This is a genomic window from Labrys miyagiensis (assembly GCF_030160835.1).
In the GTDB taxonomy this organism is placed as follows: domain Bacteria; phylum Pseudomonadota; class Alphaproteobacteria; order Rhizobiales; family Labraceae; genus Labrys; species Labrys miyagiensis.
The window spans coordinates 61,470-79,655 of the sequence record NZ_BSPC01000024.1; the positions used below are offsets into that span (position 1 = coordinate 61,470).

Sequence of the window (18,186 nt, forward strand, 5' to 3'; positions counted from 1 at the left end):
CCGGCCTCGTCCACCGTGACCTCCAGCCTCCGCGGCCATCTTGAATCGTCTCGATCGATTTGGGGATCCCGGCGATTCCGGGAAAATACATGCCGCTCCAAGCTGATTACCGCAGCGAGACCCAGATCGTCTTGGTCTGCAGATATTGCTCCACGGCTTCGGTGCCGTTGTCGCGGGCGAGGGAGCCCGAGCGCTTGTAGCCCCCGAAGGGGGTGGTGACGTTGCCCTCGGTGAAGCCGTTCACCGCCACCGTGCCGCAGGGCAGGCGCTTGGCGAGGTGGAAGGCCTTGTCGATGTCGCGGGTGAAGATGGTGGCGTGCAGGCCGTAATCGGTGTCGCGGGCGATCTTCAGCGCCTCGTCGACGCCGTTGGCGCCGATGACGCCGAGCACCGGGCCGAAGATCTCCTCGCGCGCCACCCGCATCGCCGGCGTGACGCCGTCGAACACGGTGGGATCGACGAAGCAGCCGGGCAGGCCCGCGCTGGCGCCGCCGCCGGCCAGCAGGCGCGCGCCCTCGCTCTTGCCGGCCTCGATATAGGAGAGCACGCGGCTCTGATGCTCGGCACTGACCATCGAGCCGAGATCCGTTCCCGGATCGAGCGGATCGCCGACCACCAGCGCCCTGGTCTTTTCCAGCACGCGGTGGAGGAAGGTGTCCTTCACCTTGAGGTCGATGATCTGGCGCATATTGGCCGAGCAGTTCTGGCCGCCGTTCCAGAAGGCGGCGTTGATGGCGCTGGCGATCAGGGCATCGTCGATATCGGCATCCTCGAGCACGATGAAGGGGCTCTTGCCGCCCATTTCGAGGCCTACCGGCTTGAGATTGCTCTCGCTGGCATATTTGAGGAAGTAGGCGCCGACTTCCGTCGAGCCGGTGAAGGAGACGACATCGATATCGTTGTGCCGGCCGATCGCCTGGCCAGCGGTCTCGCCGAAGCCGGGCACGACATTGAGCACGCCGGCGGGCAGTCCGGCCTCGGTGGCGAGTTCGGCAAGGCGGAGCGCGGTGAGCGGGGTCTGCTCGGCGGGCTTCAGGACAGCGGAGCAGCCGGCGGCGAGGGCCGGCGCCAGTTTCCAGGCGGCCATCAGCAGCGGGAAGTTCCAGGGCAGCACCAGGCCGACGACACCCACCGGTTCCTTGACGATCATCGCCACCGTCTTCTCGCCGGTGGGCGCCACCTTGCCGAAGCTTTTGTCGGCGAGCTCGGCATACCATTGGAAGAAGGTCGGCACCTCATGGCCGATTTCGTTGAGGCAGTCCTTGATGGTCTTGCCGCTGTCGAGGCTCTCCATCACCGCCAATTCCACCGCATGGGCGCGTACGAGATCGGCGAGGCGCAGCAGCACGGCCTTGCGCTCCTCGGGTGCGGCGCGCGACCAGGCGCCATCCTCGAAAGAGCGGCGCGCGGCGGCCACCGCCTTGTCGACATCCGCGGCATCGCCATGGGCGACCGTGCCGAGGACAGCGCCGGTGGCCGGGTTGATGTTCTCGAACACCTTGCCCGAGGCGGCCTCATGCCAGCCGCCATCGATATAGGCCTTCGAAGGGAAGGCGAGGCGGCCGGCAATCACGCGATAATCGGCGGCGGAAGAGGGTGAGGTCATCGGGCGGGCTCCGGAGCTGGTTCGGATTCGGGGATGGCGGTCGGCATGGCGAGGCCGAAGCGGGTGGCAAGGCGTTCGAGGTCGCCGGCAATGCCGGGGTGGAGCCGCACGCCCTTCGCCAGCGCCTCGCGCTTGCGGCCGAGGGCGGCCTCACCGGGCAGGCGCACGCGCGGCTTGCCGGCGGGGACGCGCGCGGCCCGGCAGGCATCGGCGAGCCAGCCGGTCTGGCGGGTGAAGCCATCGAGGCCGCCGAAGAGATCGGGCGCGAAGGCCAGCACCAGCACGCTGGCACCCCATTCGGTCGGCTTGTCGGCGCGGCCATAGGCGCCGAGGCCCTGGGTAAGCGCTTCGACCATCAAGGAGAGGCCGTAGCCCTTGTGGCCGTGGTCGAGGCCGCCCACGGGCAGGATCGAGCCGCCTTGCTTCATGACGGTGGGATCATCAGTGGCGATGCCATGCTCGTCCATCACCCAGGCGCCCGGCAATCGTCCGCCGGCCGCGCGCGTGCGTCCGCACAGGGCGGCCGTCGTGATGGAGGTGGAGACATCGATGAGGATGGGGTCGCCGTCCGTGGGTATACCCGCCGCAATGGGATTGGGAGTCATGACGGGCGTCAGGCCGCCGAAGGGCGCAACATGGGAATCGCTGGGGTCGGACGAGAGTACCAGCACCATCTGCCCCTTGCGCGCCGGCTCTTCGAGGAAGGCGGCGAGGCAGGCGATGTGGTGGCTGCGGCGGACGGCGACGGCACCGATGCCGAAGCGCTCGGCGCGTCTCGCGGCCTCCTCCACCGCGAGCATGGTCGTCCACACGCCGGGCAGGCGCCTGGCGTCCCAGGTGGCGATGGCGGCGTGGTCGACGACGATGGCGGGCAGGCCCTTCTTCTCCATGGTGCCGTTGTCGAGTTCCTCGACATAGTCGGCCAGCAGCGCCAGGCCATGGGTGGTATGGCCGAGGAGATCGGCCTCGATGAGGCCCTGCGCCACCGCCTCGGCCGGCTTCTCGCCGAGGCCCGCCGCCTCCAGCGCCGTAGCGGCAAGCTGCTTCAGGTCTTCATAGCGGTAGCGCGGTTCCATGGCTTCGTCTCCCGGGAGCGGTGGGTTCAATGCCGGCGCACGGAGATGTGCCAGGGGATGAGCAGGCGTTCGGCCAGCGTCACCATGCCGAACAGCAGGAGGCCGAGCACGGTGAGGAAGAAGATGCCGGCAAAGGCGAGGTCCGGCCGCATATTGCCGGTGACGATCTGGATGTAGAAGCCGAGGCCCTGGTCGCTGCCGATGAACTCGGCGATGGTGGCGCCCACGGTGGCGTTGACGGCCGCATATTTGAAGCCGACGAAGCATTGCGGCAGCGCCGCCGGCAGGCGCACCTTCCAGAAGGTCCGCCAGGGACCTGCGCCCGTGGAGCGGCAAAAGCGCGTCAGCTCGTCGCTCAGCGAGCCGAACGCGTGGATGGCGTTGAGCGCCACCGGGAAGAAGCAGACCAGCACCACGATGATCACCTTGGGCAGCAGGCCGAAGCCGAGCCAGGAGATGAACAGCGGCGCGAAGGCGATCTTCGGCACCATTTCGAGGCTGACGAAGAAGGGATAGATCGTCCGCCGCAGCATCGGCGAGAAGGCGATGGCGAGCCCCATCGGCAGGCCGACGGCGATGGCGAGGAAATAGCCGAGGAAGCTTTCCAGGCCCGTGATCAGGAAATAGTTGGAGAGGCGGGGAATATCGGCCCAGCCCTTGGCGACGATCTCCGAGGGCTTGGGCAGGATATAGGCCGGGATGCTGAAGAGATCGACCGACCATTGCCAGCACAGGAACAGCCCGACGAAGAAGGCCAGAAACGGCCAGGAGCGCTGCAGCGAGGCCGCGAGGCGCAGCAGGAGGGCCGGGAGGCGGCCGGTTTCGGCGGGCTTTTCAGATGACGCCATAGTCACGGAAAATCCCCTGGATGCGATGGACATGGCCGGTGAATTCAGGCGTGCTCTTGACGTCGAGATCGCGCGGCCAGGGCAGGTCGATGTCGATGGCGCATTCGATGCGGCCCGGGCGCGGGGTGATCACGCAGACGGTGGAGGAAAGCTGCACCGCCTCCTCGATCGAATGGGTGACGAACACCACTGTGGGCCTGCGCTTCATCCACAGCGCCTGCAGGTCGGTGCGGATACCCTCGCGCGTCATGGCGTCGAGCTTGCCGAGCGGTTCGTCCAAGAGCAGTGTGTCGGGATCGTGCACCAGCGCCTGGCAGAAGGCGGCGCGCTGCTGCATGCCGCCGGAGAGTTCGTGCGGATAGCGCCCGGCAAAGCCTTCGAGGCGAACGGAGCGCAGCAATTCGCTGATGCGGCCGGCATGGGCGCCCGGACTGAGGCCGCGCATTTCGAGTTGCAGCGCGACATTGCCCTCCACCGTGCGCCAGGGCACCAGCGTGTTGTCCTGGAACATGATGCCGATATCGGTCTGCGGCCCGGCGACGCGCTTGCCGTCGACCAGGATCTCGCCGCGCGAGGCATCGAGCAGGCCGGCGATCATCAGCATCAGGGTGGACTTGCCGCAGCCGGACGGGCCGAGCAGCGAGACGAAGCCGCCGGAGGGGATGGTGAGATCCGCCGGGCCGAAGGCATGCACCGCCTGCGGGCCGGAGCCGAAGGTCTTGGCAAGGGAACGCAGTTCGATCGTCGCTGCCATGGCGCTGGATGGGTCCGTTCTGTCGGGCCTTATAGAATTAAAAGCGCCCCAGGCACCGCGCAGGCACCCGGGGCAGGGACAGCCCGCTTATTTCGGCAGGAAATCATTGGTGTAGAAGGCACTGGCCGGGTTGTTGGTCTCGAGGCCGTTATATTTCTTCATGAGGTCGAGCATGTCGTTCCAGTCGGCGGGAACGTTGAGCCCGAGCACCTTGTCCTTGTTGGCCTTGGAATAGAGGATGCCGAGGGTCACCGCCTGCACCGCGAGGGCCTGCTGTTTGCCGGCATCCTCGGCCATGCTGCCGCCGACGATATCGGCCATGGCGTCGACGGCCGCCTGCGGATTGGCCTCTGCCGCCTTGTAGGACTTGATGGTCGCGCCGACGAAACGCTTCACCAGGTCCGGATTATCGGCGACCAGTTTCTTGGTGGCGACGATGCAGTAGCCGATCTGGTTCACGCCGAAGTCCGAATAGGCGAAGGTCACTGGCGGCTTGCCGCCGTTGGCGAGAATCTCGGCCGGCTTGTCGTCGAGGCCGCCGAGAATGCCGACCGTGCCGCCCGCACCCTGCAGATAGCTCGACACGATGGCGCCGTCGGGCACATTGGTGACGCCGATATCGCTATCCGACAGACCGGCATTCTTGAGCACCAGCGGGAAGAAGGTGTTCACGCCGGCATTGGCGGTGGTGAGGATCTTCTTGCCCTTGAGGTCGGTGATCTTGCTGACCCCTGCATCGGGGCGCACGATGATGGCGTCGGTGCCCATGGCGTCGATCACCGCCACCGAGATCAGCGGCGCGCCCTTGGCTGCGAGGTTCACCATGCTGGCGCAGGAACCATAGGAGAAGGTGCTGTCGCCATTGGCAACCAGGCGGTGCGCCGAGCCCGAGCCATTGCCGGAGCGGATGTCGAGGTCGATGCCCGCATCCTTGAAGAAGCCCTTGTCCTTGCCGAGCGCGAAGGCGGCGTGCGAGCCGTACCACATCCAGTTGAGGCGCAGGCGCACCGCGTCCTCAGCCCGCGCCGCACTGGCGCCGGCTATCCCCGTTACCGCCAGCAACGCGATGGCGGTACGCTTCGTCCAAAGTCGCAATCCGGTCATGACGATCCCCTCTGGTCTGGATAGCAGTCTCTTTTTTCTCACACCGGCAGGCAGCCGGGGCCGAGCGGTTCATAGATCTTGTAGGCGAGTACGAATTCCTGGTGCCCGAGCGCCTCGGACTTGGTGGGCGTGCCGGAGGCGGCGGTTACAACGGCTTCGACGACATGGCGGCCGACATCCTCCACCGTCTCCAGGCCATCGGCGATGGTGCCGCCATTGACGTCCATGTCGCCCTCCATGCGCTGGAAGACGCGGCTGTTGGATACGCCCTTGATCACCGGCGCCAGGGCCTGCCCCACCACCGAGCCCGCGCCGGTGGTGAAGACGATCAGGTGGCAGCCGCTCGCCACCATCTCGGTGATGGTCTGCGTGTCGTTGATGTTGGGAATGCCGTAGCGCACCGGCCCGTCATTGACGGTGTCCATCAGATAGAGCCCGCCGTGGGGCGGCCGGACGCCGGGCTTGATCATGCCGCTGATCGGGCGCGAGCCGCTCTTGGCATAGGCGCCGAGGGATTTTTCCTCCAGCGTCGACAGGCCGTATTTGATGTTGCCGCCACCGAAGCTGCCATGGCCGAGATCGCTGTAGTAGCGGTCGGCCTTGCGCACCGCCTCGCGCAGGGCCTCGCCGAGATCGGGGGTGACGGCGCGCCCGGCCATATGCTCCTCGCAGCCGATCAGCTCGCAGGTTTCCTCGAACATCACGGCGGCGCCGGCATCGACCAGCAGGTCGACGGCATGGCCGACGGCCGGGTTGATGGTGACGCCGCTGAGCCCGTCCGAACCGCCACATTTGGTGCCGATGACGAGATCCTCGAAGCCGAAGGGCACGGTGGCGGCGGCCTTGAGGGCGGCAAGCTGCGCCTCCACCCAGGCGCGGCCGAGTTGCGTGGTGCCGGCAGTGCCGCCCGAGCCCTGGATGGTGAAGAGCTCGACCGGCCGGCCGGAGGCCTCGATCGCCGCCTTCAGCTTGCGGCGCTGGAACTCCTCGCAGCCGAGCGAGACAAGCAGCACCGCGCCCACATTGGGGTGGGTGCACAGATCCGTCATCACGCGATGGGCATAGTCGCTGGGATAGCAGCCGGGAAAACCGATGAGCTGCACGCCGTCATCCTCATAGGGCGCGGCGATCCTACGGGCGACATGGTGGGCGCATTCGACCAGATAGGCGACGACGAGATAGTTGCGGATGCCCTTGCGCCCGTCCTGGCGCAGATAGCCGCGCATGGCGCCGGCGTTCTCGAAAGCATGAGCGAGGCTATTCATAGTGGTCCTCGTCATTGTTGAGGTAGCGGCTGGCGACATTGTGGACATGCACCAGCCGTCCCTTCGGAATATCGGCCCTGGTCACCGCCACCGGCACGCCGAAACGCAGGATCAGCGCGCCCTCGGCGATGTCGGCGAGGGCGATCTTGTGACCCTGCGGAATGGCCTCCCCGGCCTTGAGCGCCATGCCGGCGATGGTGCAAGCGAGGCTGCCGGCCGCGATATCCCGTAGCGCGATACCGACATTGTCGCTCGGCGCAAGGATCACCATGTTGGCGGCAGCTTCAGCCATGAATCATCAGGCCTCGACCAGGTTCGGCGTGCCGATGGCGCGCATCATCGCGAGCGTCGGGGCCCGGTAGCGCTGGCGCGCATCGCGTGTCGGCGGGCGGCAGCGGCTGGAGGGCAGGCCGACCAGCTCCATGCATAATTTGTCGAGATAGCCGTCGCCGCTGGTGAAATCGCGTTCGATCTCGACCCAGAGCTTGTAGAAGGGCATGGCTTCTTCCACGAGCATGCGCGCCACTTCCGCATAGTTGCCCGCGCCGATCTCACGGACCAGCTTCAGCCCCCATTGCGGCCAGAAATTGCACAGATGCACTTCGAAGGCGCGTGCGCCCAGGGCCGGCATCGGGCTGAAGGCGAAGAAGAGATTGTTGTCGATGATGGTAAAGCGCTTGGAGAAGCGAGCGGTGACGCTCTCGAACTCCATGGCGTCGGTGCGCGGCGTCGCCCATTTCAGGCCCACGACATTGGGAATCTCGGCAAGACGTTCGACCATGGCGAAGGAGATGTTCGTGGTGGTCCAGAACGTATTATAGATGATGATGCCGATATCGGGGGCGGCCTCGGCGGCCTCGCGCACGAATTCTTCGAAATCGCCTTCGGTGTGGCTAAAGTAGAACGGGCAGGAAACCTGGATGAAATCGGCGCCGATGCGCTGGGCCGCCTTGGCGAGGCGGACGAGCTCGAGCGTGGACGTGGTCTGCGCTCCCATGGCGACAGGCACGCGCCCGGCCACCTCCTCGACCACCACCTCCGCCACGCGCACGCGCTCCTCGAAGGTCATGGTCGAGAAATCGCCCGCGGCGCCGCCGGCCAGGAATACCGCATTGTCGGCCGTCAGCCCGCCATCGATGAGGAAGCGCACATAGGTGCGCAGGGCATCCTCGTCGATCGGAAAGCCTTCCACGTCGCGGAACGGCGTCGGAACCGTCACGTAGCAACCTTCGAGCTTCTTCTTCAAAACGTCGGTCTGCACGGCCGTTCTCTTTCCCTTGAAGCGTCGGCATCTTGAAGCGTCGGCACCTGGCAAAGCGCCAAGGTTCGCGGCGGGAAGTCCCGCCGTGTTCGCAGTCGCTTCGATGTCCGTTGGCTGCTCGTGGCGACCGCCGAGCCGGCGGCCGCTATGTCGTCTGAACGATAGCTTGCCATCATAGTTCACACGATTGAGCCGAAAGAGTTGACTTTCCTGGACAGTGAATGGACATTTTTAGACAATCGCGCATTCGCGTGATGTTTTAGGGACGGTGAGCCATGGCTGTTAGCGGTGCGCAGGTGGCGCATGGCACAAGCGGGGCGGATACGCCGGCGCCGGCCTTCAACCTGATCATGCAGCCGGAATTTCCGCTGAACGCCCTCATCCTGGCGAGTGAGGCGCTGCGTATCGCCAACCAGAACAGCGGCCGGGAACTCTTTCGCTGGCGCTTCGTCTCGGAGGACGGCGCGCCGGTGCGGGCCAGCAACGGCATGTGGATGTCGGCCGACGACAGCCTGCAGACCATGCCGCATGCCGATTACTACCTCGTCTTCGAGGGCAATTTGCCTGTGCAGCGCAATTCGCCGAGGCTTCTCAACCAGTTGCGCGGCGTGGCGCGGTTCGGCGCCACCATCGGCGCCGTCGATACCGGCTCCTTCGCGCTGGCGCAGGCCGGCCTCGTCGACGACCGCCAGGTGGTGCTGCACTGGGAGGCCGTGCCCTCCTTCAAGGAGCGTTTTCCGCAGGTCGGCGTCAACGGCCAGATCTATCTCATCGAGAACCAGCGCATCACCTGCGCCGGTGGTGTCGCCACGCTCGACATGATGCTCGATATCATCGGCCGGCTGAAATCGCCGACCTTGGCCAATGAAGTCGCCAACGCCCTGGTGCATACGCCGCGGCCGGCCAGCGCGCCGCAGCGGCTCGACGATCGCCCCAAGCTCGCCAAGCTGACTTTGTCGGACCGCATCCTCGCACTGATGGAGCGTCATCTCGACTTCCCGCTCTCGCTGCAGGAGATCGCCCACCGCCTGGACGTGTCGCACAAGACGGTGCTGCGCGAATGTCAGCGCAGCTTCGAGGAGACGCCGATGCGGCTCTATCTGCGCATCCGCCTGCAGGCCTCGCGCAACATGCTGTTCTATGAGGAGTTCAGCATCAAGGACGTGGCGACGGCCTGCGGCTTTTCCTACCCGTCGGTGTTCGCGCGGGCCTTCCTCGCCCAGTTCGGCATGTCGCCGCGGGCCTTCCGCGACACGCTGCGCCGGGGCCAGAGCCAGACCTACCGGCCCGAGGTGCGGCGCCTCTCGATCACGCCGCCAACGGGCGAGGCGCAGTAATCCATGCCAGTCGGGCGAGATGAAGCGGCTGAGAATGAAGCTCGCCGCTCGCGTCCTCTCGCCCCCAAATAAATGACGATCCCATGATGATAGCGCCCTGCGCTGTCCATAAAAGCAAACAGTGAGACTATTTTGGTCAACTCTGCGTGGCAAACTGGTTCACTATAGCATCCAGCCTGGGGTTGTGAGCGGCAAATAGTCCGTAGAGTTACTCACGCCCGTCGCGACTAGAAAGAGAATGAAACCGATAGCCACGCAGAAACGGTGTTTCTGCGAACGTTCGAATTTTGTCGTCATCAAGTCTAAGGCTGCTTCGAAAACCTGACATTGCCTTGCGTCCAGTCGTGCCTCAAAGCCAACCCTCTGCGATGAACAAGATCAAAACTTCGCGAGGTCCACGAGAAAGAGCGAGCATCAGCTCGAGCCGGAGAGGGATAGAGATGAAGATCAAAACAGACTTGGCTGGCACCGCCCTGGCGGGCCTGCCCCTGCTTGGGGCCAGCCGGCGCGAATTCCTGGTCGGGGCCGGCGCGGCGGCCTTCGTCGCCAGCACGCCCTTCCTTGCCGCACGCCCCGCCATCGCCGCCGATCCGGTCGAGATCGTGCATTGGAGCTGGCTCGCCGCCTCCGACGGCGAGGTCTGGGCCAAGATGATCGACAGTTTCAACGACGCCCACAAGGACAAGGGCGTCAAGATCCGTATGGAAGTCGTGCCCGAGGAGCAATATGTCACCAAGGTCCTGGCCGCCGCCGCCACCGGCAAGGCGCCGGACTTCGGCTGGGGCACAGCCGGCAAGGGCGCTGCCATGGCACGCGACGAGGTCACCGTTGCGCTCGACGACCTCGCCAAGCAGGCCGGCCTCGACCTGTCCGATTTCTCCGAATCCTCGCTGACGGCCGCGCGCTATCCCAAATATGACAACAAGCTCTTCATGGTCCCGATGGACCTGATGAGCCTGCAGCCCGAGATCAATCTCGACATCGCCAAGGAAGCAGGCCTCGACCCCTCCAAGCCGCCGAAAGATGCCAAGAGCCTGCTCGACTGGGCCATGGCGATGACCAAGCGCGAGGGCGACAAGGTCACGCGCTCCGGCATCATGATGACGGGTTCCGGCGTGCAGACGACTGTGACCTGGGGCATCATCGCCGCCCAATTGGGCTTCCGCCGCGCCAGCGACGATCTCAAGACGGCCTGCGTCAATCCCGATGCCGGCAAGGCCGCCATGCAATGGGTGCTCGACCTTTTCGACAAGCACAGGGTCTCCACCCGCGACGTCACCGACCGCTACAAGGCCTTCGGTACCGGGCAGGGCGGCATTTTCTGGACGGGGCCGTGGACGCTCAATGGCTATCTCGGCCAGAAGCTGAACTTCCAGACCTCGTTCTTCCCCAATGTGGGTGGCACGCTGCGCACCTATCGCGAGGAGGGCGGTCTCGAACTCTACGTCCAGCCCGACAAGGGCCGTTACGAGGCGACCATGCAGGCCGTCAAATGGCTGTCGGACAACAGTTTCCTGTGGACCACGGTCGGCCGGGGCGCCTCACCGCGCAAATCCATCCTGTCCCGTCCCGACTACAAGACGGCAGGCGCGCCCTGGAACGTGCGCGGTCCCTTCGTCGAGGGCATGGATTTCGCGACCGAAGGCGAGATACCGGTCGTCGCCGGCCCCGATTTCACTATCTATTCGGGCGGCAACTTCCTGGCAAAGACGCTCGACGGCGTCTGGGCCGGCCAGACCACCATCGACCAAGCCATGTCGCAGATCCAGGACCAGTGGCAGCGCGGCCTCGACGAGGGCTGAGCCCTAACGTGCGCGCATTAATCGTGACATCGACAAGCGTGGTCCGGCAACTGGTTGCCGGACCTTGGAACTGCCGTCTGGATGTAGGCCATGAGTACCGCAACCCTCATCGACAAGCAGCCAGCCCGCCGGGCCCCCAAAGCGGATGACGACAGGCGCATCGATGCGGTCGGCTACCTCTTCGTGGCCTTCTTCACCATCCCCTTCTTCCTGTTCAACATCCTGCCGGTGTTCTTCGGCATCTATGTCGGCTTCACCCGCTGGAGTATCGTCGGCAGCCCGCGCTGGATCGGCTTCGACAACTATACGCAGGCCTTCCACGATAAATGGGTCTGGGTCGGCTTCGAGAACGCGCTGCTTTACGGCCTGCTGATCGTGCCGAGCGTAACGGCGCTCGGCCTTGTCTTCGCCCTGTTCGTCAACCGGGGCTATCCGCTTTCGGGTCTGGCACGTGCGCTGTTCTTCGCGCCCAATGTCGTCTCGGCCACGGTGATCGGCCTCGTCTGGGTGTGGCTGCTCGACACCCAATACGGCCTGCTCAACCACTATCTCGGCTTCTTCGGCATCGAGGGCGTGCCCTGGCTCACCTCGACGCGATGGTCGCTGGTGGGCGTCAGCATCGCCTCGGTCTGGTGGGATCTCGGCCTGGCCTTCGTGCTCTTCCTCGCGGCGCTGCAGGACATTCCGTCCGATCTCACCGAGGCTGCCATGGTCGACGGCGCCGGGCGCTGGAACCGGTTGCGCTTCATCATCCTGCCGCATCTGCGTCCGGTGCTGTCGATGGTGGTGACGCTGCAGCTGATCTCGACGCTGCGCATTTTCAGCCAGGTCTATGTCATGACCAATGGCGGCCCGGGCACCTCGTCGCAGTCGCCGATCTACTACGTCTACCAGACCGCGATCGTGCGCAACCTGTTCGGCTATGCCTCGGCCATCGCCATCCTACTCTTCATCGGCATCCTGGTGCTGACCTTCCTGCAGCGTTTCCTTCTCTCGGAGCGGGCCTGATGAGCGTCATGCCGAGAAGCATGCGGAACTGGCTCGACGAGCGGCGGATGACGGCGGTCGACCTGCCCATCTGGGTGCTGGGCATGATCGTGGCGGTGGCCTGGTTCGCGCCTTTCATCTGGATGGTCTCGACTTCGCTGAAATACCCGGCCGACGTGATGACGCAGGAGATCGAATGGCTTCCGCGCCGCGTCACTTTCGATAATTATGTCAAGGTCTTCAGCTATCCCGTGGTGCGCTGGGGGCTCAACAGCCTGATCCAGGCCGTGACGTCCACCGCGCTCTCGGTGCTGTTCGGGGCAATGGCCGGCTATGCGCTGGCACGGCTCAAATTCCCTGGGCGCGACGCCCTGTTCGCGCTCTTCCTGGCCTCGCTGATGATCCCGACCGAGGTTTCCATCGTTCCCATGCTGCTCGGCTTCATCAAACTCGGCTGGGCCTCAAGCTACCAGGCGCTGATCCTGCCGACCATCGGCAATGTCTTCAGCGTCTACATCTTCCGCCAGTTCTTCCTCTCCTTCCCGCGCGAGATCGAGGAGGCGGCGCGGGTCGACGGCGCCGGGCCGCTGCGCCTGTTCTTCCTGATCGCCCTACCGCTCGCCCGTGCGCCAGCGATCGCCGCCACCGTGATCCTGTTCACCCTGAACTGGAACAACTTCCTCTGGCCACTGCTGGTGACCTTCGATGAATCGATGAAGACCCTGCCTGTCGGTATCGCCGCCTTCACGCCGGTGGTCGGCACGCACACCCAGCTCGAAGGTTTCTCCGTTGCCATGGCGGCGGTGACCATCCTCAGCGTTCCCAGCCTGCTGCTGTTCTTCTTTCTGCAGCGCTACTTCATTCAGGGCATTTCGCAAGGAAGTATCAAGCAGTGACCGTCCAATCCCGAGATGCCGCGCTCGGCCTCGATCTGCCGTGCTCTCTGTTCATCGACGACGCCTTCGCGGCGGCTGCCTCCGGCGAGACCTTCGCCACCGTGGATCCCAGCACCGAAGGAGAGCTCGGCCAGGCCGCCCGCGGTGGTGCCGCCGATGTCGACCGGGCCGTCGCCGCCGCCAAACGCGCGACCAAGGGCGATTGGCTCGACCTCACGCCGGCCCAGCGTGGACGGATGCTGTTCGAGCTCGCCGATGCCATCGCGGCCCGCAAGGACGAGATCGCCCGGGTCGAAACGCTGGATGTCGGCAAGCCGCTCAGGGAATCGCGCGGCGATGTCGACGGCGTCGTCGCCACCTTGCGCTACAATGCCGGCGCCGCCGACAAGCTTGAAGGCGCCACCATTCCGCTCGGCCGTTCGGTGATCGACTTCACCTTGCTGGAGCCGGCCGGCGTCACCGCCCATATCGTGCCCTGGAACTATCCGCTCGGCATGCTCGCCCGCTCGGTCGCGCCGGCGCTCGCCGCCGGCTGCACGATGGTGATCAAGCCGGCTGAGCAGTCGCCGCTCAGCGCCCTGCTATTCGCGCAATGCTGCCGCGAGGTCGGCCTTCCCAAGGGCGTGGTGAATGTCGTCACCGGCTATGGCGAGGAGGCCGGCGCGGCCCTCGTCGCCCATCCCGATATCCGCGGCATCACCTTCACCGGCTCGGTCGAGACCGGGCGGCTGGTCTATCAAGGCGCGGCGCGCGGGCTGAAGCCGGCAGTGCTCGAACTCGGCGGCAAGAACCCGGTGATCCTGTTCGAGGACGCCGATCTCGACCGCGCCGTCGTCGACATCCTCGATGGCGCCTTCGGCAATTCCGGCCAGGTCTGCTCGTCCTCCTCGCGCCTGATCCTGCACCGCGCGATCCATGACGCGTTCCTGGAGCGGCTGGCCCACGCGGCGAAGGGGCTGACGGTGGGTCCCGGCCTCGCCGATCGCGACCTCGGTCCCGTGGTCTCGGCCGAGCAGTATCAGCGCGTCAACGCCTATCTCGAAAAGGGGCTGAGCGAGGGCGCGCGGCTGCGGCTTGGCGGCGGCCGGCCACGGGATCTCGACCGCGGCTATTTCGTCGAGCCGACTATCATCGACCGCGTCGAGCCCTCCCATGTGGTGGCGCGCGAGGAGATTTTCGGCCCGGTGGCGGTGGCGCTCTCCTTCGAGACGGAAGAGCAGGCGAAGGCGCTCGCCAACGGCCTCGGCTACGGCCTCGTCGCCGGCCTCTACACCCAGGACATCGGCCGCGCCTTGCGTCTCGCCCAGGATATCGAAGCCGGGTCCGTGTGGATCAATGGCTGGTTCATCGGCGGCCAGCAGGCCCCGACCGGCGGCATCAAGGACAGCGGCGTCGGCCGCGAGCGCGGGCTGCCCGGCATCATGAACTATGTGCAGATCAAGAATGTCGGCATCCGCCTCTAGGCCGGGTGCCATTCAGCCATCCCAAACCTCCAACAGGAAACGCGAGACAGAAGTCATGGACCAGATTGTGGGCGGCATCAGCCAGATCGAGCATCACGATATCTTTCGCCACCCCGAGCATTGCGTGAACCAGATTGCCATGCGGACGCTTAGGAATGGCGACCTGCTGGCGGTCTTCAACGAAGAGCGCTTCCCCTTCCACCATGACAGCGGCCAGACACTGATGACCCGCTCCACCGATGGCGGCAAGACCTGGAGCGAGCCGCATGTCGTGCTGCCCTGGAGCGCCACCGAGGGCAATTGGGACTGCGGCATCTGCGAGCTGGAAGACGGGACGCTGCTGGTCAACCTCACCATCACCGGCTTCTTCAAGCGCGGCGTGCGCCCGGAGCAGCCCTCCTGGTCCTCCCATCCGATCACGCCGGAATGGGGCGACTGGACCTGGACCTACAAGCTGCAGGGCTGGCTCGGCACCTATGTGATCAAGTCCACCGACAAGGGCGCCACCTGGACCAGGCCGATCCCCGTGAATGTCCGTCCGCTCAAGCATGGCGGCTGCCGTCTCGGCTCCTGGCAGTTGCCGAACGGCTCGCTGCTGATGGGCCTCTATGGCCGCATCCATGGCTATGAGGAGGAGGGCGAGGGCGAGACCACGCGCTCGGCCCTGATGCGCTCGGACGATGGCGGCGACAATTGGGAATATTTCTCGACGCTCGCCTATGATCCCGCCAGCATCATCGATTATGAGGAGCCGGCGCTGCTGCGCCTCAAGGACGGGCGCCTCGTCTGCTTCATGCGCACCCACACCCAGCCGAGCAGCGATGCCAAGAATATGGTGATGACCATCTCGGAGGATGACGGCTTCTCCTGGACGCCGCCGAAATGGACCAATATCTGGGGTTATCCGGCCGAGCTGATCGCATTGCAGGACGGCCGCTACCTCATGGTCTACGGCTATCGCCGGCCGCCCTATGGCGTGCGCGGCCTCATCTCGGAAGACGGCGTCACCTGGGACGTGAAGAACGAGTTTGTCATCCGCGAAGGCGGCGTGCCGGGCAAGACCGTCACCGATACGCCCGGCTCCAGCCGCATGACGCCGGAATCGGGCAAGATCGCCGGCGGCGGCGTGAACTGGCACCACCCGGGCATCTACCAGCATATCGGCTATCCGAGCGTGGCGCAGGTCGCCGACGGCACTGTGGTCTGCTCCTATCATGAATGGAATGACGACCCGAAGCCGCTGCAATATGTGCGCTGCACGCGCTTCCGGGTCTGAAGGCGGACACGATGCGGACGGATGTGGCTGATATCGGGGTCGAGGTGGTGGAGCGCAGGGTGCTCCACCGGGACCCTCATGCCTATTGCGCCCATCCGCATCTCGCCGTCGCCACCGACGGCGCCTTCCTTCTGGTGTTCAACCGGGCGCCGAGGCGGATGCTGACGCTGCACCCGCCGCAGGATCCGGAGTTCCGCAATGTGCTGATGCGCTCGGAGGATGAGGGCCGGAGCTGGAGCGCGCCCGCCGTGGTGCCGGCCTATGACTGGAGCGGCGTCGAATGCGCGGGGCTGACGGTGCTGCGCAACGGCCGCGTCCTGCTCAACCAATGGCGCTTCGAATGGCTGCCCTTGCCGCTCGCCCGCACCTTGGGCCGCGCCGATCTCACCTTGCCGGGAACCTTGATGCGCCATCTCGCTGCTTCACCCGAGCTCGACAGCTTCACCGCCGGCGGGCTCTCTGCCGAACAGAGTTTCGCTGAACAGAGTTTCCCCTGGGCGCGCGGGGGCGGCGAGACGGTGGTGCATCTGTCCGACGATGGCGGGCGGACCTTCATCACCACCTCCCATATCGATACACTGCCCTTCAGCGGCGGCTACGGCTTGCGCGGCGCGCTGGAGCTGCCCGATGGCGATATCCTGCTGCCGCTCTCGGACGTGCCGCATTACCGGGCGGTCTTCACGGTGCGCTCGCGCGATGGCGGCGATAGCTGGGGCGCCCCGATGCTCGTAGCTGCGGGGCAGGGGCACGAATTCGAGGAGCCGGCGCCGTTGCTGCTGCCCTCCGGGCGCATGCTGATGCTGCTGCGCGACAATATCAGCCGCATCCTGCATGCCGTGGCTTCCGACGATGGCGGCCTGAGCTGGTCGAAGCCGGTGCCGACGGGCATAGGCAGCTATCCCGCGCAGCTGATCGCTCTGCCCGGCGGCGAAATCGCCTGCGTCAGCGGGCAGCGCTCGCCGCCCTTCGGCATCATGCTGCATCTCTCCCGCGACCAGGGCCTGAGCTGGGGGGCAGGGCCGATGACACTCGTGGGTGATTTGCCGACTAAAGATCTCGGTTACCCAACAGTTGTCAGGCGCTCGGATGGCAATCTCATGGTCGTATTCTACGCCAGGGATCGCGAGGGCGTGACCGGTATTCACAGCCTGACGGCGAGGCTCTCATGACTCCAGCAAGCTTTCCCCAGGGTGGCCCTCATGTCGCATGTTGAACTGGCCGGCGTGGTCAAGCGGTTCGGTACCTTCGAAGCCATTCGCGGCATCGACCTCGCCATGCCCGACGGCGCCTTCACGGTCTTCGTCGGCCCCTCGGGCTGCGGCAAGTCCACCTTGCTGCGGCTGATCTGTGGGCTGGAGGTGCCGAGCGAGGGCACCATCCATTTCGACGGCCGCGATATGCGTGGCGTGCCGCCGGCCGGGCGCAAGCTTGCGATGGTGTTCCAATCCTATGCGCTTTATCCGCATATGTCGGTGGCCGATAATATGGGCTTTGCGCTCAGGATGGCCGGGGTGCCCAAGGCGGCACGCGCGACGCAGGTCGCCAAGGCGGCCGAGACCTTGCAGATCACCCCCCTGCTCGCCCGCCGCCCCCGCGAACTCTCGGGCGGCCAGCGCCAGCGCGTGGCGATCGGACGCGCCATCGTGCGCGCGCCTTCGTTGTTCCTGTTCGACGAGCCGCTCTCCAATCTCGACGCGGAACTGCGCGTGGAAATGCGCTTCGAACTCGCGGAACTGCATCGCCGGCTCAACACCAGCATGATCTATGTCACCCACGACCAGGTCGAGGCGATGACGCTCGCCGACCGCATCGTCGTGCTGCATGACGGCCAGATCGAGCAGGTGGGTTCGCCCGCCGAGCTCTATGAGCGGCCGGTGAACCGCTTCGTCGCCAATTTCATCGGCTCACCCCGCATGAATTTCCTGACCGGGCGCGTCACGGCCTTGCCGCCGGATGCGGTCGAGATCGCCATTCCCGGCATCGATCCCGCTCACTTGACCCTGCCGTTGCTGGAAAGGGGCTCGCTGGCCGTTGGCGATGGCATCGAAATCGGCATCAGGCCCGACGAATTGCTCATCGGCGAGGGCGGCGCGGCACGCCTGCCCGTCCGGGTCGAGTTCAGCGAATATATCGGCGGCGCCATGTATCTCCACGCACCCAGTCATGAGGCGGGCCGCCTGACCATACGCTGCCCGGGCACCCAGGCGCCGCAGGGCACTCTCATGCTCGGCATCCCGCGCGAGAGATGCCATGTCTTTACGACGGAGGGGCAGAGGTTGTCATGATGTTCTGCCTTCGGGTGTCGCAAGCGCAGCCCATTCCATCATTGCTTCGCTCGCAATGGCGGAGAGCATCTTGTTCACGTCGCCCCCAGCAGGTCGACGAGGATGGCGAGAAAGACAGCGGTCACCAGGGTGGATGCGAGCATGGTCAAGCCTTTCCTGTCTCGGGCTGTCACGATAGCGGCCTGACATTTCCTGAATTCGCGGCCTTCGTTGCTGCAAGCGTTCG

16 protein-coding genes are annotated in these 18,186 nt (G+C 65.4%); 8 read left to right on the forward strand and 8 right to left on the reverse strand.

Annotation, left to right across the window (positions count from 1 at the left end; translation table 11 throughout):
• Positions 1-106: 106 nt before the first annotated feature.
• The 8 genes from QQL24_RS13540 to QQL24_RS13575 form a co-directional block, all read right to left on the reverse strand.
• Positions 107-1,606, reverse strand: coding sequence for an aldehyde dehydrogenase (locus QQL24_RS13540; RefSeq protein WP_284312680.1), 1,500 nt, complete (start codon positions 1,604-1,606; stop codon positions 107-109).
• Positions 1,603-2,682, reverse strand: a complete 1,080-nt coding sequence (locus tag QQL24_RS13545; protein ID WP_284312681.1) for an Ldh family oxidoreductase — start codon at positions 2,680-2,682, stop codon at positions 1,603-1,605. The genes QQL24_RS13540 and QQL24_RS13545 overlap by 4 nt, the downstream gene beginning before the upstream one ends.
• A 26-nt stretch (positions 2,683-2,708) precedes the next feature.
• Entirely contained in the window at positions 2,709-3,530 is an 822-nt protein-coding gene (locus QQL24_RS13550; RefSeq protein ID WP_284312683.1) for an ABC transporter permease, read from the reverse strand.
• Positions 3,517-4,284, reverse strand: a complete 768-nt coding sequence (locus tag QQL24_RS13555) for an ABC transporter ATP-binding protein (RefSeq protein ID WP_284312684.1) — start codon at positions 4,282-4,284, stop codon at positions 3,517-3,519. Before QQL24_RS13555 ends, QQL24_RS13550 begins: the two co-directional genes overlap by 14 nt.
• Before the next feature lie 87 nt (positions 4,285-4,371).
• On the reverse strand, positions 4,372-5,388 hold the full coding sequence (locus QQL24_RS13560; RefSeq protein ID WP_284312685.1) for an ABC transporter substrate-binding protein: 1,017 nt from the start codon (positions 5,386-5,388) through the stop codon (positions 4,372-4,374).
• Positions 5,389-5,426: 38 nt separating this feature from the next.
• Entirely contained in the window at positions 5,427-6,653 is a 1,227-nt protein-coding gene (locus QQL24_RS13565) for a UxaA family hydrolase (protein WP_284312686.1), read from the reverse strand.
• Complete coding sequence (locus tag QQL24_RS13570) at positions 6,646-6,945, reverse strand: UxaA family hydrolase (RefSeq protein ID WP_284312687.1); 300 nt, start codon at positions 6,943-6,945, stop codon at positions 6,646-6,648. Before QQL24_RS13570 ends, QQL24_RS13565 begins: the two co-directional genes overlap by 8 nt.
• Before the next feature lie 6 nt (positions 6,946-6,951).
• Positions 6,952-7,914 carry a dihydrodipicolinate synthase family protein gene (locus QQL24_RS13575; protein ID WP_284312689.1) on the reverse strand — a complete coding sequence of 321 codons (963 nt, stop codon included), beginning with the start codon at positions 7,912-7,914 and terminating at the stop codon, positions 6,952-6,954.
• 275 nt (positions 7,915-8,189) lie between these two features.
• On the opposite strand from QQL24_RS13575, the gene QQL24_RS13580 reads away from it, so the two are divergent.
• The 8 genes from QQL24_RS13580 (at position 8,190) to QQL24_RS13615 (ending at position 17,960) form a co-directional block, all read left to right on the forward strand.
• The gene (locus QQL24_RS13580; protein WP_284312690.1) at positions 8,190-9,251 is read left to right on the forward strand and encodes a GlxA family transcriptional regulator; all 1,062 of its coding nucleotides are present in this window, start codon (positions 8,190-8,192) and stop codon (positions 9,249-9,251) included.
• Positions 9,252-9,691: 440 nt separating this feature from the next.
• Positions 9,692-11,053, forward strand: coding sequence for an extracellular solute-binding protein (locus QQL24_RS13585; RefSeq protein WP_284312691.1), 1,362 nt, complete (start codon positions 9,692-9,694; stop codon positions 11,051-11,053).
• Between the two features lie 90 nt (positions 11,054-11,143).
• Complete coding sequence (locus tag QQL24_RS13590) at positions 11,144-12,061, forward strand: carbohydrate ABC transporter permease (RefSeq protein WP_284312692.1); 918 nt, start codon at positions 11,144-11,146, stop codon at positions 12,059-12,061.
• Positions 12,061-12,936, forward strand: a complete 876-nt coding sequence (locus tag QQL24_RS13595; protein ID WP_284312693.1) for a carbohydrate ABC transporter permease — start codon at positions 12,061-12,063, stop codon at positions 12,934-12,936. Before QQL24_RS13590 ends, QQL24_RS13595 begins: the two co-directional genes overlap by 1 nt.
• Positions 12,933-14,399: an aldehyde dehydrogenase family protein gene (locus QQL24_RS13600; RefSeq protein ID WP_284312694.1), complete on the forward strand. Its 1,467-nt coding sequence runs from the start codon at positions 12,933-12,935 to the stop codon at positions 14,397-14,399. Before QQL24_RS13595 ends, QQL24_RS13600 begins: the two co-directional genes overlap by 4 nt.
• Positions 14,400-14,454: 55 nt before the next feature.
• The gene (locus tag QQL24_RS13605; protein WP_284312695.1) at positions 14,455-15,675 is read left to right on the forward strand and encodes a sialidase family protein; all 1,221 of its coding nucleotides are present in this window, start codon (positions 14,455-14,457) and stop codon (positions 15,673-15,675) included.
• 11 nt (positions 15,676-15,686) lie between these two features.
• Positions 15,687-16,844 carry an exo-alpha-sialidase gene (locus QQL24_RS13610; protein ID WP_284312696.1) on the forward strand — a complete coding sequence of 386 codons (1,158 nt, stop codon included), beginning with the start codon at positions 15,687-15,689 and terminating at the stop codon, positions 16,842-16,844.
• A gap of 30 nt (positions 16,845-16,874) precedes the next feature.
• On the forward strand, positions 16,875-17,960 hold the full coding sequence (locus QQL24_RS13615) for an ABC transporter ATP-binding protein (protein WP_284312697.1): 1,086 nt from the start codon (positions 16,875-16,877) through the stop codon (positions 17,958-17,960).
• The last annotated feature ends 226 nt before the right edge of the window (positions 17,961-18,186 follow it).

Coding starts and splice junctions, on each gene's coding strand:
- QQL24_RS13540 (WP_284312680.1), bottom strand. CDS start 1,606: ATGACCTCACCCTCTTCCGCCGCCGATTATCGCGTGATTGCCGGCCGC.
- QQL24_RS13545 (WP_284312681.1), bottom strand. CDS start 2,682: ATGGAACCGCGCTACCGCTATGAAGACCTGAAGCAGCTTGCCGCTACG.
- QQL24_RS13550 (WP_284312683.1), bottom strand. CDS start 3,530: ATGGCGTCATCTGAAAAGCCCGCCGAAACCGGCCGCCTCCCGGCCCTC.
- QQL24_RS13555 (WP_284312684.1), bottom strand. CDS start 4,284: ATGGCAGCGACGATCGAACTGCGTTCCCTTGCCAAGACCTTCGGCTCC.
- QQL24_RS13560 (WP_284312685.1), bottom strand. CDS start 5,388: ATGACCGGATTGCGACTTTGGACGAAGCGTACCGCCATCGCGTTGCTG.
- QQL24_RS13565 (WP_284312686.1), bottom strand. CDS start 6,653: ATGAATAGCCTCGCTCATGCTTTCGAGAACGCCGGCGCCATGCGCGGC.
- QQL24_RS13570 (WP_284312687.1), bottom strand. CDS start 6,945: ATGGCTGAAGCTGCCGCCAACATGGTGATCCTTGCGCCGAGCGACAAT.
- QQL24_RS13580 (WP_284312690.1), top strand. CDS start 8,190: ATGGCTGTTAGCGGTGCGCAGGTGGCGCATGGCACAAGCGGGGCGGAT.
- QQL24_RS13585 (WP_284312691.1), top strand. CDS start 9,692: ATGAAGATCAAAACAGACTTGGCTGGCACCGCCCTGGCGGGCCTGCCC.
- QQL24_RS13590 (WP_284312692.1), top strand. CDS start 11,144: ATGAGTACCGCAACCCTCATCGACAAGCAGCCAGCCCGCCGGGCCCCC.
- QQL24_RS13595 (WP_284312693.1), top strand. CDS start 12,061: ATGAGCGTCATGCCGAGAAGCATGCGGAACTGGCTCGACGAGCGGCGG.
- QQL24_RS13605 (WP_284312695.1), top strand. CDS start 14,455: ATGGACCAGATTGTGGGCGGCATCAGCCAGATCGAGCATCACGATATC.
- QQL24_RS13610 (WP_284312696.1), top strand. CDS start 15,687: ATGCGGACGGATGTGGCTGATATCGGGGTCGAGGTGGTGGAGCGCAGG.
- QQL24_RS13615 (WP_284312697.1), top strand. CDS start 16,875: ATGTCGCATGTTGAACTGGCCGGCGTGGTCAAGCGGTTCGGTACCTTC.